This window comes from Pseudomonas sp. BSw22131 (genome assembly GCF_026810445.1).
Classification (GTDB): Bacteria; Pseudomonadota; Gammaproteobacteria; order Pseudomonadales; family Pseudomonadaceae; genus Aquipseudomonas; species Aquipseudomonas huanghezhanensis.
Window position 1 is genome coordinate 1,134,372 of the sequence record NZ_CP113949.1, and the last position, 15,430, is coordinate 1,149,801.

9 protein-coding genes and 3 pseudogenes are annotated in these 15,430 nt (G+C 58.9%); 9 read left to right on the forward strand and 3 right to left on the reverse strand.

Annotated elements, in window-relative coordinates; genetic code table 11:
* The first annotated feature begins 11 nt into the window (after nucleotides 1-11).
* Together OYW20_RS05035 and OYW20_RS05040 are read left to right on the forward strand one after the other, a co-directional pair.
* Nucleotides 12-1,376: a DUF1329 domain-containing protein gene (locus tag OYW20_RS05035; RefSeq protein ID WP_268799633.1), complete on the forward strand. Its 1,365-nt coding sequence runs from the start codon at nucleotides 12-14 to the stop codon at nucleotides 1,374-1,376.
* 623 nt (nucleotides 1,377-1,999) lie between these two features.
* Nucleotides 2,000-4,741, forward strand: a complete 2,742-nt coding sequence (locus OYW20_RS05040) for a LuxR C-terminal-related transcriptional regulator (RefSeq protein ID WP_268799634.1) — start codon at nucleotides 2,000-2,002, stop codon at nucleotides 4,739-4,741.
* 169 nt (nucleotides 4,742-4,910) lie between these two features.
* On the opposite strand, the pseudogene OYW20_RS05045 reads toward OYW20_RS05040, so the two are convergent.
* Both OYW20_RS05045 and OYW20_RS05050 read right to left on the reverse strand, forming a co-directional pair.
* Nucleotides 4,911-5,235, reverse strand: a pseudogene (locus OYW20_RS05045) (type II TA system antitoxin MqsA family protein); the annotation flags it as partial.
* Nucleotide 5,236: 1 nt separating this feature from the next.
* Nucleotides 5,237-5,374, reverse strand: a pseudogene (locus OYW20_RS05050) (type II toxin-antitoxin system MqsR family toxin); the annotation flags it as partial.
* A gap of 443 nt (nucleotides 5,375-5,817) precedes the next feature.
* Between OYW20_RS05050 and OYW20_RS05055 the strand changes: the two are divergent.
* The 7 genes and pseudogenes from OYW20_RS05055 to OYW20_RS05085 all read left to right on the forward strand — a co-directional run bounded on the left by OYW20_RS05055 (nucleotide 5,818) and on the right by OYW20_RS05085 (nucleotide 13,920).
* Nucleotides 5,818-6,903 (forward strand): annotated as a pseudogene (locus tag OYW20_RS05055) (transporter substrate-binding protein).
* Nucleotides 6,900-7,493: an ANTAR domain-containing response regulator gene (locus OYW20_RS05060; protein ID WP_268799635.1), complete on the forward strand. Its 594-nt coding sequence runs from the start codon at nucleotides 6,900-6,902 to the stop codon at nucleotides 7,491-7,493. Before OYW20_RS05055 ends, OYW20_RS05060 begins: the two are co-directional and overlap by 4 nt.
* The gene (locus OYW20_RS05065; protein WP_268799636.1) at nucleotides 7,490-8,338 is read left to right on the forward strand and encodes an ABC transporter permease; all 849 of its coding nucleotides are present in this window, start codon (nucleotides 7,490-7,492) and stop codon (nucleotides 8,336-8,338) included. The genes OYW20_RS05060 and OYW20_RS05065 overlap by 4 nt, the downstream gene beginning before the upstream one ends.
* On the forward strand, nucleotides 8,339-9,253 hold the full coding sequence (locus tag OYW20_RS05070; RefSeq protein ID WP_268799637.1) for an ABC transporter permease: 915 nt from the start codon (nucleotides 8,339-8,341) through the stop codon (nucleotides 9,251-9,253).
* Between the two features lie 51 nt (nucleotides 9,254-9,304).
* Nucleotides 9,305-10,939, forward strand: a complete 1,635-nt coding sequence (locus OYW20_RS05075; protein WP_268799638.1) for an ABC transporter substrate-binding protein — start codon at nucleotides 9,305-9,307, stop codon at nucleotides 10,937-10,939.
* A 275-nt stretch (nucleotides 10,940-11,214) separates the two neighbouring features.
* Nucleotides 11,215-12,162 (forward strand): acetamidase/formamidase family protein, encoded by a 948-nt coding sequence (locus tag OYW20_RS05080; RefSeq protein WP_268799639.1) that lies wholly within the window; start codon nucleotides 11,215-11,217, stop codon nucleotides 12,160-12,162.
* Between the two features lie 9 nt (nucleotides 12,163-12,171).
* Nucleotides 12,172-13,920, forward strand: a complete 1,749-nt coding sequence (locus tag OYW20_RS05085; RefSeq protein WP_268799640.1) for an ABC transporter ATP-binding protein — start codon at nucleotides 12,172-12,174, stop codon at nucleotides 13,918-13,920.
* A gap of 106 nt (nucleotides 13,921-14,026) precedes the next feature.
* Here the strand turns inward: OYW20_RS05085 and OYW20_RS05090 are convergent, their stop codons facing one another.
* Nucleotides 14,027-15,235 carry an HD-GYP domain-containing protein gene (locus tag OYW20_RS05090; RefSeq protein ID WP_268799641.1) on the reverse strand — a complete coding sequence of 403 codons (1,209 nt, stop codon included), beginning with the start codon at nucleotides 15,233-15,235 and terminating at the stop codon, nucleotides 14,027-14,029.
* Nucleotides 15,236-15,430: the final 195 nt, after the last annotated feature.

Below are 15,430 nucleotides of genomic sequence, written 5' to 3' on the forward strand. Positions count from 1 at the left end.
CGCACATGAACATGAAAATAACAAAGAGTCTGCTGCAAGTCGGTGTGCTGGGCCTGTCATTGCTGGCGACCGGCGTGATGGCTGCGGTGTCGGATTCCGAAGCTGCGAAACTGGGCACCACGTTGACACCGATGGGTGCGGAAAAGGCCGGTAATGCCAACAACACCATCCCAGCCTGGACGCCGCTGCCGACCAACGCCGGCGCTGTGGACGACCGTGGTTTCCTGGCCAATCCATACGCCAGTGAAAAGCCGCTCTTTATCATCACCGCGCAAAACGTCGAGCAGTACAAAGACAAGCTGGCGCCAGGGCAATACGCGATGTTCAAGCGTTACCCCGACACCTTCAAAATGCCGGTTTATCCCTCGCATCGCGGCGCAACTGTGCCAGCCGACGTGTTTGCCTCGATCAAGAAAAACGCCACCAACACCAAACTGGTTTCCGGTGGCAACGGGCTGGAAAACTTCGAAACCGCCGTTCCGTTCCCGATTCCGCAAAGCGGTCTTGAAGTCATCTGGAACCACATCACCCGTTATCGTGGTGGCAGCGTGACGCGTCTGGTGACCCAGGCCACGCCGCAAACCAATGGCTCGTTCAGCCTGGTGTACTTCCGCGATCAGTTCGTCTTCCGCGACAAAATGAAGGATTACAACCCGAAAAACCCTGGCAACGTGTTGTTCTACTTCAAGCAGGAAGTGACCGCGCCGGCGCGTCTGGCCGGTGGCGTGCTGCTGGTTCACGAAACACTTGATCAGGTGAAGGAACCGCGTTCGGCGTGGGTTTACAACGCAGGCCAGCGTCGCGTGCGTCGCGCACCGCAAGTGTCTTACGACGGTCCGGGCACAGCGGCTGACGGGCTGCGTACGTCCGATAACCTGGACATGTACAACGGCGCTCCTGACCGTTACGACTGGAAACTCATCGGCAAGCAGGAGCTGTACATCGCCTCGGACAGCTACAAACTCGACGATCCTAAACTCAAGTACGCCGACATCATCAAGGCTGGTCACATCAACCAGGACCTGACGCGCTACGAGTTGCGCCGTGTGTGGCACGTGACCGCGACCTTGAAGGAAGGCCAGCGCCACATTTACGCCAAGCGTGACTTCTTCATTGACGAAGACAGCTGGCAGGCAGCCGTAATCGATCATTACGACGGTCGCGGTCAACTGTGGCGCGTAGCTGAGGCGCACGCCGAAAACTACTACGACAAACAAGTGCCGTGGTACGCCCTCGAAGCCCTGTATGACCTGCAGTCGGGTCGTTACCTGGCGCTGGGTATGAAGAACGAAGAGAAACGCGCCTACGACTTCGGCTTTACGGCGTCGACCAGCGACTTCCAGCCCAACGCCCTGCGTCAGGACGGCGTGCGTTAATGGCGTAACCGAACAGGCGCAATGGGTGCATCGTTGATCACAGCTGCAGTGCACCGCAGTCTTGCGCCGTCCCACCCTATGGCTGAACCCCATGGTGCAAAAAGAAAACACCCCGATTGGTCGGGGTGTTTTTCATTGGCACGCAATCGCGTTTTGGGTGTTGCCGTTGATTCTGCCCATCGCGCCCTTTCGGCAGAAGCGGGCAATCGGAGCTTTGAGTATTGCCGTTGATTCTGCCCGCAGGGCGTGGGAGTCCAGCTTGCTGACGATCTGCCGGTAACCGGCAGTAAACCTGTACACGCGGTGTATCGGGTGCAACTGGGTGTCCGGTTCAGGGCCGCTTCGCAGCCCATCGCGGCCTCGCGTTGCTCGTGCGCTCCTACGCCCTTCGGGCAGAAGCAGGCAATTAAAGGCCTTCGGTCAGAATCAAAGGCTTCGCGGACAAGTGCGCTCCTATCGGTTCATGGATTGCTGTCCAACAGCTATAGATGATCATTCGCCACGCCAATTAGAGATCTTTTCTTACAGTCTTTCGTAGTACATCCTTCAAAAGCGTTGACTTAGCCGCTAGTCTCGGTTGCATCTGACTGCCGAACAACAAGCACTTTCAATAAGAGCCGGCTATGACTGATCTGTCGCGTTTGCAGGGATTCGCAAGTCACGCGGTCACTGCATTGGAAGGACGATTCTTCCGTCCCCCGTTACCCGAAAACTATGTGCCTCGTCCGCGCCTGTGCGAGCGGCTGAGTGCAGGTTTGTCGGGTCGACTGCTCCTGGTCAGCGCCCCTGCCGGCTTCGGTAAAAGCTCCCTCGCGGTAGAGTTCTGTCAAAGCCTGCCCGAGCAGTGGCAAAGCCTGTGGCTGGGGTTGAGCCACCGCGACAGCGATCCGGGACGTTTTCTTGAGCGTTTGCTGTCCGGTCTTCAACAGTTCTTTCCTCAATTGGGTGGCCAGGCGCTGAGTCTCTTGAAAATGCGCCAGCGGCATCAACCGTTTGCCTTCGAAGAATGGCTCGATGGCCTGCTCGATGAGCTCGCCATGCATCTTATGTTGAGCAAGCCTTTGCTGCTGGTGCTCGACGACTACCACTTGGCGCAAGGTCCGGTGCTGGATCGCTGTCTGCAGTTTTTTCTCAATCATTTGCCGGCGGGCATGATCGTACTGGTGACCAGTCGCCAGCGTCCGGATTGGCATCTGGCGCGCCTGCGGCTGTCGCGCCAGTTGCAGGAATTGACCGAGCAGGACTTGCGCCTGACCGATGCCGAGTCGATCGCGGTGCTTGACCAGCACAGCAATTCGTTGAGCGAAGACACGCTGCACACGTTGGTCCAGCGCAGCGAAGGCTGGGTCGCCGGGTTGCGGTTCTGGTTGCTCGCAGCGGTTGAAGAGGGCAAAGACAACAGCCTGCCGCGCGCCCTCAACGGAGGCGAAGGGCTGATTCGCGACTATTTGCTGGAGGAGGTCATCGACTGCTTACCGACCGATGTCCAGGCGTTCCTTTATGACACTGCGTGTCTGGAGCGCTTCTGCATCGAACTGTGCAACGCCGCTCGCGACAGCCATGACAGTGCCGAGATGCTGCGTTACCTCCAGGCGCATCAGGTCTTTCTGGTGCCGCTGGACGAAGGCGGTCGCTGGTTTCGTTATCACCATCTGTTTACCGATTTGTTGCGCGCGCGCGCCGGGGCTCACATGGGGCCGCAACAAACCCGCCTGCACCTTAATGCCTGTCGCTGGTTCAGTGAGCAGGGCCTGTTGGACGAAGCGATTGAGCAGGCGCTCAGAGCGGGCCATCTGGATGTCGCCGCCAACCTGGTGCAAAACCTGTCCGAAGAACAGCTGCTGGCCGAGCAGAACGTCGGCATGCTGCTGCGCTGGAAAATGGACTTGCCTGACAGTTTGTTGATCAGCACCCCGCGGTTGATCGTCCTCTACGCCTGGGCGCTGGGGCTGGCCTGCCAGCTGGATGCCGCCGAAGAACTCGCCGATCACCTGAGCCGGTTTTTGCCCGCACCCTCGGCCACCGCGCAAAAGTCCATGCTCGCGCAATGGCTCGCACTCAGCGGCATCATTGCGCGAGGGCGTGGCGACAGTGAAAAGGCCGAGCGCTACTGCAGCGAAGCGTTGGTGAGCTTGCCGCACAAACGCTACGGCCAGCGCCTGTTGTGTCTGTCCACGCTGGCTAATCTGGCGATTGCCGATGGCGATCTGTGGCGCGCCAGGGCGCTGAATCGCGATGCACTCGAGTTGGCGCAACGGGTCGCCAATCCTTTATTTGAAGCCTTGGCCCACTACGATCGCGCCCGTGTCTTGCACGCGAGGGGCGAAATTCTCCGAGCGCTGGAAGAAGTCCGCCAGGGACAGCAGCGCCTGAAAGGGTTGTCGATGCAGCGGCTGTATGCGGTGCGGGCTCGCCTGACGTTGTACGAAGGTCACTTGCTGACCTTGTGCATGCAGGCCGAAACCGGGCGTGCGCGACTGGCCGCAGGCCTTGCCGAAGCGCGTGCGTGTCGCGACATCAGCGTGCTGATAGGGCATTGCGTGATCGCGGGGCTCGAGGGGCGGGAAGGGCGCTTTGCCGAAGCCTTCGCCGAACTCGCCGAAGCCGAGCGATTGATGCACATCTGGGACGTCCCGCCGATCTACTATCTGGCGATGATCACGCTGGTCAAATGCGAGCTGTGGCTGGCTCAGGGTCGTATCGATCTGGCCGAAGCCTGGCTGATGCGGTTGGGGCAGACCTACAGCGGCGAGCACGCCGCCGCAGCGCCCGAGTGCCACCCGCAATTGCCACAGAACATCGAATTGTTGCAAGCCGTTCTGGACAATATTCAGGGCCGCAAGACCGAAGCTGCAGCGCGCTTGCAGCGTCTCGAGGAAGGCTCACAGCTAACGGGTGCGAATCTGCTCGGCCTGACCGCGCTCAATCAGCACATCCTGTTTTTGCTGAGTACTCAGCAGGAATCCAAGGCCAGGCCGCTGCTGGATCGCGCCCTGCAATCGGCTACCGGCGGGGCACTGCTGCCGTTCCAGCGCCTGATCAAGCAACACCCCGATTGGCTGCGCGAGCAACTGCTGCCGCGTAAGCCGTGCCTGCTCGTGCAGTTTTTACTGACCCTCGTGCCGCCGTCCATTGTCAGTCGAGACAGTGCAGAAACCTCCCACTGCACGGACCAACTGAGCGTACGTGAAATGAGCGTCCTGCAACTCATCGCCCAAGGCTGCTCCAATCAGGAAATCAGCGAGCGGCTGTTCATCTCCCTGCACACCGTCAAGACCCACGCCAGCCATATCAACAGCAAGCTGGGCGTAGAGCGCAGAACACAGGCCGTGGCCAGGGCGCAGGAGATGGGGCTGCTGGGTTGAAGAAACGTAACCCGACCCTCCAAACGCTCAATCAAGTGTTCAAGCCATTCGGAATGCGGGCCGGGATTATGCCTGTCAGGTGTTGAGTGCCGTTGCGGTTTCACTGAATCCTTATCTCTGCAAGCAGATCCGGGTGTTTATCCAGAACTTGAAGCAGCTTGACCAGAGAGAGTGGGGGTTTGGTCTTTCCATTTTCATACCGTGAAAATGCATTGACCTCCGAATATTTCCGCCGCCTCGCGCTGATCGAGGTCGAGCTTTTTGCGCACGTTTGCGATGAATTCAGGGTCAACGATTGACGCATTGACCTGCTTGTTGAATTTCAACATTGGCGCACTGACGCGTGCCGACTCCTCACTGTCCAGAACGGCCTCACCACAATGGCGGCAGTGCTGAGCGGCTACCGCAGGTATCACCGTTGAACATCCCTTGTAGGTATAGGGCTGGTCAGCAGTCTCATTTTCTAACTCATGCGAACAGGCTGGGCATTTCATATCAGCATTCCTTGAAAGACACGACGAGGACGTTATCGGTGACAGTCAGCTTTAGGTAAAGCTGACCATCCGCAACCCAGGGCCGATACACGTCCTGCCAAATCTTGTGATCGGTGTAGCAGGTCATGGTTTTGTAAAATCTTCTTTATTGCGGTCGAAGCTAGCCTCGGTTATTTCGGAGCGCCATCTCCCTTGCGTCACAGCACATTGCCCCGTAGGGCCAGAACTCAAAGCAGCCAAACCGCTTACCCGGCTGAAGAAAATTCGCACGAACTCGGGGCACTTCGGCTACGCTCGGCCTCATAAAGGGGCACTTCCTGGCAAGGGGCAGTCGCCAACGCCTTTAGCGGCGTGATCAAGGGAGATGGCATGCTTTTTCCATGGAAGGATTCATACTCAAGCTCGGTCACGGCCGTTAAGACTTGTTTACATTCAGCGCATAGCGCCAGGTGATGAAGCCTGATCGACCGGATTACCGGTGGGTCGGGCTTTTTTATTGCAGCGGCTTTTGTCGGAGTGGCATTGATGCGACGCACGATTGAGGTGGGTTTTTTGTTTTCCACCGACGGGACTTACAAACGCATGGGACAGCACGGTCTGGCGGGTGCTCAGCACGCGCTGGCCGAAATCAATCGGCATTGTGACTACGATTTTGAGCTCAAGGCCACGCACATCAATCCGCAGGGTTATCTGCATCGGTATAACGAAGGCGCGGTGTCGCTGATGCACAGTGGCATCCGGCATCTGTTCGGCACCACGACGTCGGCCAGTCGCAAGGAGATCATTCCGGACCTTGAGCAGAACGCCAGTCTGCTGTGGTACGCCTGCCCGTATGAGGGTTTCTAGAGCAGTGAAAACGTGCTCTACCTGGGCGGTTGCCCCAACCAGACGCTGATCCCGCTGCTGCGTTATGCGCTGACCACGTTTGGCAAGCGCGCGATGCTGGTGGGCTCGAATTACATCTGGGGCTGGGAAAGCAATCGCATTGCCCGCGAGGTATTGCAGGCGGCCCATGGCGACGTGGTCGGCGAAAAATACGTGCACATGGGCTCGACCAATTTCAGTGATCTGGTTCAGTTTCTGCTCACCGAGCAGCCTTCCTTCATCCTCAATAACCTGGTGGGCGAATCGACCTACGCGTTTTTGCATCAGCTGGATGCCGCGTGTGTCGAGCACGACATGGTCCTCCCGGTACTCAGTTGCAACCTGACCGAGGCGGAGCTGGGCGAGGTGGGCGAGATGAAAAACCTCAGGTTGTTGTCCTGCGGCCCGTTCTTTGAAGGGGTTGACGATGCATTCACTGAACGCCAGTTCAGAGAGCACGGGCAGCGGCCCTGCTCGCATTACTACACCGGAATGTATGTTGCGCTGCACCTGTTTGCCGAGGCCCTGCACAACGCGGGTAACCAAGAGCCCGAAGATATTTGCCGTTACCTCTACGCCCACGCGCAAGACAGCGTGCTGGGGCGGCTGAAAATTTCCGGGCGCAACAATCACAGCAGTCTGCCGTGCCGCATAGCGGAGTTGAGCGAGGGCCGTTTCGTGGTGCTGCACAGCGAAAACCTGGCGTTGCCTGCCGACCCGTATCTGACATCGACCGATCTGCGCGAATTTCATCGGCTGCGCGCCGTGGCGCCATTGCCTCACTTGAGGATCGTCAAAAAATGAGTCTGCTCAAGCGTCCGGATTTCGAACAGAGCCGATTGCTGCTGGTGGACTGCGAGCCGCGCACGCTGGCCAGTCTTGAGAAAAGCCTGAACCGCTTGGGCATCAGTGCGCTGGCGCTGGGCAACGATGCAGCCGACTCGCTGGAAGGTGTGTTCGCGGCCATCGTCGAGCTCGAACATTTTGCCAGTCCGCATCTGCTGCAACGCCTCAACGTGGCCGGTGTGACCATCGTCGCCCTTACCCCTCATGAAACGCTGTCGCAGGTGCAGCGCGCCATCGGGTTAGGCGCCACTGCGCTGCTGAACAAACCCATCACCCAAAGCTCGGTTTACACCACGCTGATGATGGCAATCGGTTTGCACGAACGCCGCGACGCTGATGCCCGCACCATCGATGCGCTGCAACGGCGTCTTGATGCGCGGCCATTGCTGGCACAGGCGCTGGCGCGATTGATGACGGATCATCAGCTCAGCGAGCGCGACGCCTACGAGCGCTTGCGCGGCTTGTCGATGCAACTCAACCGCAGCATTGACGACCTGTGTGCAGACCTTGCCGCTGACCATCCCCAGCAAGGCGGAATGTGGACATGAGTGTGATGCGTGCGCTGATTCGTCGTCCTGCCGTTGCGTTGTCGTTGCTGTACATCGCGCTGGTGGTGGTCTTCGCCATTTTTGCGCCCTGGATGAGTCCCTACGATCCTTCCGAGCAATTCGTTGAAGGGCTGTCGATGGAGGGCGCACCGCTGGCGCCTGATTCAGCGTATTGGCTGGGCACTGACCTGCTCGGTCGAGACCTGTTTTCACGCTTGATCTATGGCGCGCGTACGTCGCTGTTCATTGGCCTGGTGGCCAACGGGATGGCGGTGTTGATCGGGACCCTGGTAGGGCTGACGGCCGGGTTTCTGCGCGGCTGGATCGGCAGCATCCTGATGCGCTTCACCGACCTGATGATGGCGTTCCCGGCGTTGTTGCTGGCGATTGCCCTGTCGGCGATTTTCCAGCCCAGTGTGTGGATCGTTGCGCTGGTGATTGCGATGGTGAATTGGGTTCAGATCGCCCGCGTCATCTACTCCGAAACCATTGCCCTTGGCGCACGGGACTTCGTTGCGGTCGAGCGAACGCTGGGCGCCAGTTCGTTACGCATTTTGTTCTCGCACCTGTTGCCGCATTTGCTGCCGACGATTCTGGTGTGGGCGACGCTGGGGATCTCGACCACCGTGTTGCTGGAAGCCACGCTGTCGTACCTCGGGGTAGGCGTACAGCCGCCGACGCCGAGCTGGGGCAACATCATTTTCGAGAGCCAGACGTACTTCACCTCCGCGCCATGGCTGGTGTTTTTCCCTGGCATCGCCATCGTCCTGCTGTCGCTGGCGTTCAATCTGGTCGGCGACGCCTTGCGCGACGAACTCGACCCCACGCTGCAAGGGAGAAGCTGAATGCTGGCCTTCATCAGTCGTCGCATCGGTTACTCCCTGCTGATTTTGCTGGGCGTGACCTTCATCACCTATCTATTGCTGTTCATGCTGCCAGCAGATCCGGCGCGGCAAATTGCCGGACGCAGCGCCACACCGGAAGTGGTGGCGGGTATACGTGCCCAGCTCGGGCTGGACTTGCCGTTCTATCACCAATACGCCAACTACCTGGGCAACCTGCTGCAAGGTGATCTGGGGCGTTCGTACATTCAGCGCACCAACGTCACCGAGCTGATCGGCTCGCGCTTGCGGCCATCGCTGGAGTTGATGGCGGCTGGTATCGGCTTTGAATTGTTGATCGGCATCACCCTCGGCGTGATCGCGGCGCTGCGTCGGGACAGCTTCGCCGACAAGCTGCTGATGGCGCTTTCGTTTGTCGGCGTGTCGGCGCCGCAATTTATCGCGGCCATGCTGTTTTTGTACTTCTTCGCCGTGCAGCTGGGCTGGTTCCCTCTGGGCGGATATGGTGGCGTCGAACACCTGATGTTGCCCGCGCTGACACTCGGGATTCTGGGCAGCGGCTGGTACTCGCGCATGGTGCGCTCGTCGATGATCGAGGTGCTGCACCAGGATTTCATTCGCACTGCCCGGGCCAAAGGGTTGAGCCGCGTGCGTGTGGTACTGCGGCACGTACTGCCTAACGCGATCATTCCGGTCATCCCGATGATCGGCATCGACATCGGCATCTTCATGGGCGGGCTGGTAGTGGTGGAGTCGGTGTTTGGCTGGCCGGGTATCGGCCAGCTCGCCTGGCAAGCGATCCAGCAAGTGGATATTCCCGTGATTGTCGGCGTGACCACGGTTTCGGCGGTAGCAATCGTGCTCGGCAATCTGGTGGCCGACCTGATCATTCCCTGGTCGACCCGCGTATCGATGTGAAAAAACACTAAAACCTGAGCGACACACTGTTTACCAAAGGGGAGCTGGAGCATGAAGCGTAAAGTACTGTCCCTGGCCATTGCGGCCACCTTGTTCAATGGATTCGGGCTCAGCGCAGCCGCGCTGGCCGATGACATCGACGCCGACGCCAAAAACGGTGGTTCGGCGGTCATCACGTATCAGAACGACGTCGCCACGCTGGACCCTGCCATCGGTTACGACTGGCAGAACTGGTCGATGATCAAAAGCCTCTTCGACGGGTTGATGGACTACAAGCCCGGCACCACCGAACTGGTGAAGGATCTGGCCGAGAACTACACCATCTCCGACGATGGCACCGTATACACCTTCACCCTGAAGAAGGGCGTGAAGTTCCAGAACGGCCGCGAGCTCAAGGCAAGCGACGTGAAGTATTCTTTTGAGCGCACCGTCAATCCGAAAACCCAGAGCCCCGGCGCCGGATTTTTCAACGCCATCGTGGGTTACGAAGACATGGCGGCCAGCAAGGCCGAGCATTTGAGCGGAGTGACCGTGGTCGACGACTACACCGTCAAGATCACGCTGAAACAGCCCAACGCGACCTTTCTGCACGTGATGGCGATCAACTTTGCGTCCATCGTGCCCAAGGAGGAAGTCGAGAAGTGGGGCGCCGATTTCGGCAAGCATCCCGTGGGGTCAGGCGCTTACAGCCTGGCGGAATGGAAGCTCGGTCAGCAGATCGTTTTCAAGAAAAACCCGAACTACAACAAGCCTGGCCTGCCGCACCTGGACACCATCACCTTCGAAGTCGGGCAAGACCCGATGGTCGCGCTGCTGCGCTTGCAAAAGGGTGAAGTGGACATTGCTGGCGACGGCGTGCCTCCAGCCAAGTTCCTCGAGTTCAAGAACGACCCGAAATACAAAGGCCTGATGATCACCGGCAACCAGTTGCACACCGGCTACGTGACGCTGAAAACCACCTTGCCGCCGTTCGATAACCTCAAGGTGCGTCAGGCCGTGAACATGGCGATCAACAAAGATCGCATCGTGCGCATCATCAACGGGCGTGCGGTGCCGGCTAATCAGCCTTTGCCGCCTGCGATGCCGGGTTACGACAAGTCCTATAAGGGCTATGCGTATGACGTCGAAGCCGCGAAAAAACTGTTGGCTGAAGCCGGGCATCCCAATGGCTTCGAGACCGAGCTGTACGTGATGAATACCGATCCGCAGCCGCGTATCGCGCAGTCGATCCAGCAGGATCTGGCGAAGGTCGGCATCAAGGTGCAGATCAAATCCCTGGCCCAAGCCAACGTGATTGCAGCCGGCAGCTCGAAAGATCAGGCGCCGATGGTGTGGTCAGGCGGCATGGCGTGGATTGCGGATTTCCCGGATCCCTCCAACTTCTACGGGCCGATTCTGGGTTGTGATGGCGCGGTGGACGGTGGCTGGAACTGGTCGCTGTACTGCAACAAGAAGCTGGACGCGGATGCGGCCAAGGCTGACAGCATGGCTAAACCCGAGCAGCAGACAGAACGCACCGAGCTGTGGAAAAAGATCTTCACCGATGTCATGGCTGACGCGCCGTGGGTGCCGGTCTTCAACGAGCAGCGCTTCACCGTGCGCTCATCGCGTATGGGCGGCGCCGACATCCTGTACGTCGACCCGGTCCATGTGCCTGTGAACTACGACTACATCTGGATCAAATAAAAGCGGCCTATAGATGACGCTGATCCTGTAGGAGCCACTTTTGGCCAGAGGCCTTTGCGTCGTGTCAGGTAAATCGCCTCGCGAACAAGTTCGCTCCTACAGGGTCGAGCGCGCAAAGGAGTCAGGCACAAAACTGTGGGAGCGCGCTTGCCCGCGAAGAGGCCAGTACATCTAAACGAGATGTATCGCCTGGCAAATTTATCGCGGGCCAGCGCGCTCATACAGGGCTGTATGTCGACTACCAAACGAAACACCCCATATCGGAGAACGGTGTCATGTGCCAGAACTGCCTGGTCAAAACCATTCACAGCATCAACAGCCATTTCGGTTGGGACAAAAGTTTCGCCCCGGTGGAAACCGTCGCGCCGGGAGCGATGCTGGAGTTCAAATGCCTGGATTCTTCCAACGGCTATTTCACGCCACACTCCACCGCCAATGATGTCGCGACCATGTCGTTCGACAAGATCAACCCCGTCACCGGGCCGATTTACGTCGAAGGCGCTGAGCCCGGCGACATCCTCAAGATCACCCTCGACAGCTTCAAGCCTTGCGGCTTTGGCTGGACCGCGAACATCCCCGGATTCGGCTTGCTGGCCGACCAATTCAAAGACCCGGCGCTGACGCTGTGGCACTACGACAAAGACACGCTGGCCCCGGCCGCTTTTGGTGAGTTCGCCAAAGTACCGCTCAAGCCATTCGCCGGGACCATCGGCCTGGCGCCTGCTGAATCAGGTTTGCATTCAGTGGTGCCGCCGCGCCGTGTAGGCGGCAATCTGGACATCCGCGACTTGTCTGCGGGCACCACGTTATACCTGCCGGTTGAAGTGGCCGGTGCGCTGCTCTCCATCGGCGATACCCATGCGGCCCAAGGCGATGGCGAGGTCTGTGGCACCGCGATCGAGAGCCAGATGGACGTGGTGGTCAAACTCGACCTGATCAAATCCACGCCGCTTGCGAGCCCGCGCTTCAGCACGCCAGGCCCGGTCACCCGTCACCTCGACAGCGCAGGCTACGAAGCTTTCACCGGCATCGGGCCTGACCTCATGCAGGCGGCACGACAGGCGTTGAGCAACACCATCGACTGGCTTTGCCGCGAGCACCACATGCCAGCGGAGCAGGCGTACATGTTGTGTTCGGTGTGTGGGGATTTGCGCATCAGTGAAGTGGTCGATCTGCCCAACTGGGTGGTGTCGTTCTACTTCCCGAAAATCGTGTTTGCGTGAGGCGTTGCAATGAGTGATCAGCTTCCCCCGGCGGTGTTGGCGGTCGAGCGCCTGAGCATCGACATCGACATCGGCCACGGCGCCACGCCACGGCGAGTGGTCGATGAGCTTAGCTTTACGCTGCGTGCAGGTCAGACGTTGTGCATCGCTGGCGAATCGGGCAGCGGCAAATCGCTGTCGTCGCTGGCGATCATGGGCTTGCTGCCCAAAGCTGCGAAAGTGCCCGGCGGCGCTATCATTTTCGACAACCGCGATCTGATCACCCTGCCCGAACGCGAGCTGCAACTGCTGCGCGGCAAGCACATCGGCATGATCTTTCAGGAGCCGATGACCTCGCTCAACCCGCTGATGACCGTCGGCCAGCAGATGGACGAAACCCTTCGCCGACACGAACCGCTTGATCGTCAGGCGTCGAAGCGTCGCGCCAGGGAAATGCTCGATTCGGTGCGCATGCCGCAGGTTGAAAAGCGCCTCACCCAATACCCCCATGAGTTGTCCGGCGGGATGCGTCAGCGGGTGATGATCGCCATGGCAATGCTCTGCCGGCCCAAGGTATTGATCGCCGACGAGCCGACCACGGCGCTGGACGTGACGATTCAGGCGCAGATTCTGGAACTCATGCGCGAGCTGCAGAAGGTCTACTGCACCAGCCTGCTGATGATCACCCACGACATGGGCGTGGTCGCGGAAATGGCCGACGAAGTGGTGGTGATGAACCATGGCCGTACTGAAGAACACGCGCAGGTGCGTCAGCTGTTCACCCAGCCGCAGGCCGCCTACACGCGCAAGCTGCTGGACGCTGTGCCGGTGCTGGGCAGCGCAGGCAAACCCGAAGACCTCAGTGAAAAAACCGTGGTGCTGGCGGTGAAAGACCTCAGCGTGCGCTTCCCGTTACGCGTGGGCTGGTTCGAGGAAATCAAGACGGTACATGCGGTCGAGCAGGTGAATTTCGAACTGCGTGACGGTGAGACGCTGGGCCTGGTGGGCGAGAGTGGTTGCGGAAAGTCCAGCACCGGGAAGGCGCTGATGAACATGATCGCTTTCGAGGGCAGCGTGAAGCTGGCCGGCAAAGAGCTCAACGGTTTGCACGGCGCGGATTTGCAAGCCGTGCGCCGCGACATCCAGATGGTGTTTCAGGACCCGTACGCGGCGCTCAATCCACGCAAAACCATCTTTGAACTGGTGGGCGAGCCGCTGTTGATTCACGACAAAATGCAGGCCGCACACCGGCAGGCGAGGGTCGCCCAATTGCTGCATCAGGTGGGGATGCCCGCCGACGCCATGCAGCGTTACCCGCATCAGTTTTCCGGCGGTCAGCGCCAGCGCATCTGCATCGCCCGCGCCTTGGCGCTAAACCCCAAGGTCATCATTGCTGATGAGTCGGTTTCGGCGCTGGACGTTTCCGTGCAGGCGCAGGTTCTGGACTTGCTCGAATCACTGCAACAGCAACACGGACTGAGCTATCTGTTCATCTCTCACGACATGGCCGTGGTTGAGCGCATCTGTCACCGAGTGGCGGTGATGTATGGCGGCCAGATCGTCGAAATCGGTCCGCGTGATCAAGTGCTGCACAATCCGCAGCATCCTTACACCCAGCGGTTGCTCAGCGCTGTGCCATTGCCGGACGTCGACCGCAAGCGTGATTTCAAGGCGCTGCTTCAAGAGTTCGAGCAGCCGAGCCCCATCAAGGGCAAAGGTTTTGTGATGCCGCCCCAGCAGTTCAAGGCGCTCGGGGATGGGCATTTTGTCGCGGTGTAACACCCGCTTGTTGGAGCAAGCCTTGCCCGCGAAGCTGCCGTCCTGATGTGCCTGACACTGCGCGTCGTTAATTGCGCGGCCAAGCGTCGCTTCAACAGGTGCTTAATTAACCCACTGAAGATTTGGACCACAAAGCATCCACGTTGCCAATTCCCCAATCCTGGGCCAGCTCGAATTTGACGATGGCATCCCTGGTGTCCGGGTGCGCCAGGTTTATGACTGCCGGCTCGACATTCATTCGGGTGCGCGTGGACATGAACACCTTAACGACCGGCTTGAGCAGCGATTTGCTGCTCTGCTCGATGACCACGCCAAGTTGCTCGCTTTTCAGACGCACCAGTGCGCCCACCGGGTAAATGCCGACTGTTCGGACAAAGTGCTGAAAGACCATGGGGTCAAAATGGCCTTTCCATGACGCCATTTCGCGAATCGAGTACGCCGCATCCCATCCTTTTTTATAAGGCCGTTCTGAGGTCACGGCGTCGTACACGTCACAGATGGCACCCATCTTCGCAAACACGCTGATCTGGTCGCCTGAGAGGTGATGCGGATACCCTGTGCCGTCTATTTTCTCGTGATGGTGAAGGCAAACGTCCTTCACAGCCTGCGTCATGTGATGGTTTTCCTGAAGAATTTTTACCCCCGCTTCCGGGTGGTATTTCATCGTTTCGAATTCATCGGGTGTCAGCCGGTCGGGCTTATTGAGGATGGCGTTGGAGATCATCATTTTGCCGACATCGTGCATCAGCCCCGCGACGCCCGCTTCGCGCACCTGAGCTTCTGACAACGCCATCTGCCGTGCCAGTGCGACCATCAACGCGCACACAGCCACCGAATGCATGTAGGTGTACTCGTCCGACGTTTTCAGGCGAGAGAGGCTGATCAGCGCATGAGGATTACGCATTACGGAGTTCGAGATTTCCTCCACCATCAGGTCGACGTCTTCGGACTGAATGGCGCGTCCCATTTTGGCCTCGCTGAACATGGCTATGACCGCAGCTTTGGCCCGCCCACAAATCATACGGGCGCGCGCCAATTCCTCATTCATGGTTGACGGCGAAGCATCGCTGACCGTTGGAATTTCTTGTTGGGTCCCAGGCGCGGCCGCGGCTGAGTTGACGCTCGGTTGCAAACCACGAGCGGTGTCGATCCACACCTCGGTGGTAGAGGACTGCCAAATGCGTTCAAGTACGGCAGCGTCTTGCAGCAGCGATTCGACGTTGTTGATCCAGAACGGATCATCGACCCATGGCCGGCAGAATTCGTGGATGTACATGCCAACCGTCAAATCGCAAACCAGTATTTTTCTCAGCATCAGTGGCTCTACCGAAGTTGTGGTCAATTCGTCGCTGGCGTTGTGCCGGACGAGCAAGGACAAATAAGGCGTGTCTCAGGGAGCGAGTGTTGAGTCGACATCGATACAGCTGGCACATGTGCCGTATAGATTAGTTGCTGAATGCCACTATCTGCAGGTCCCCAAGAGTGAATATAGGTGTCTTTCGTCTGAATT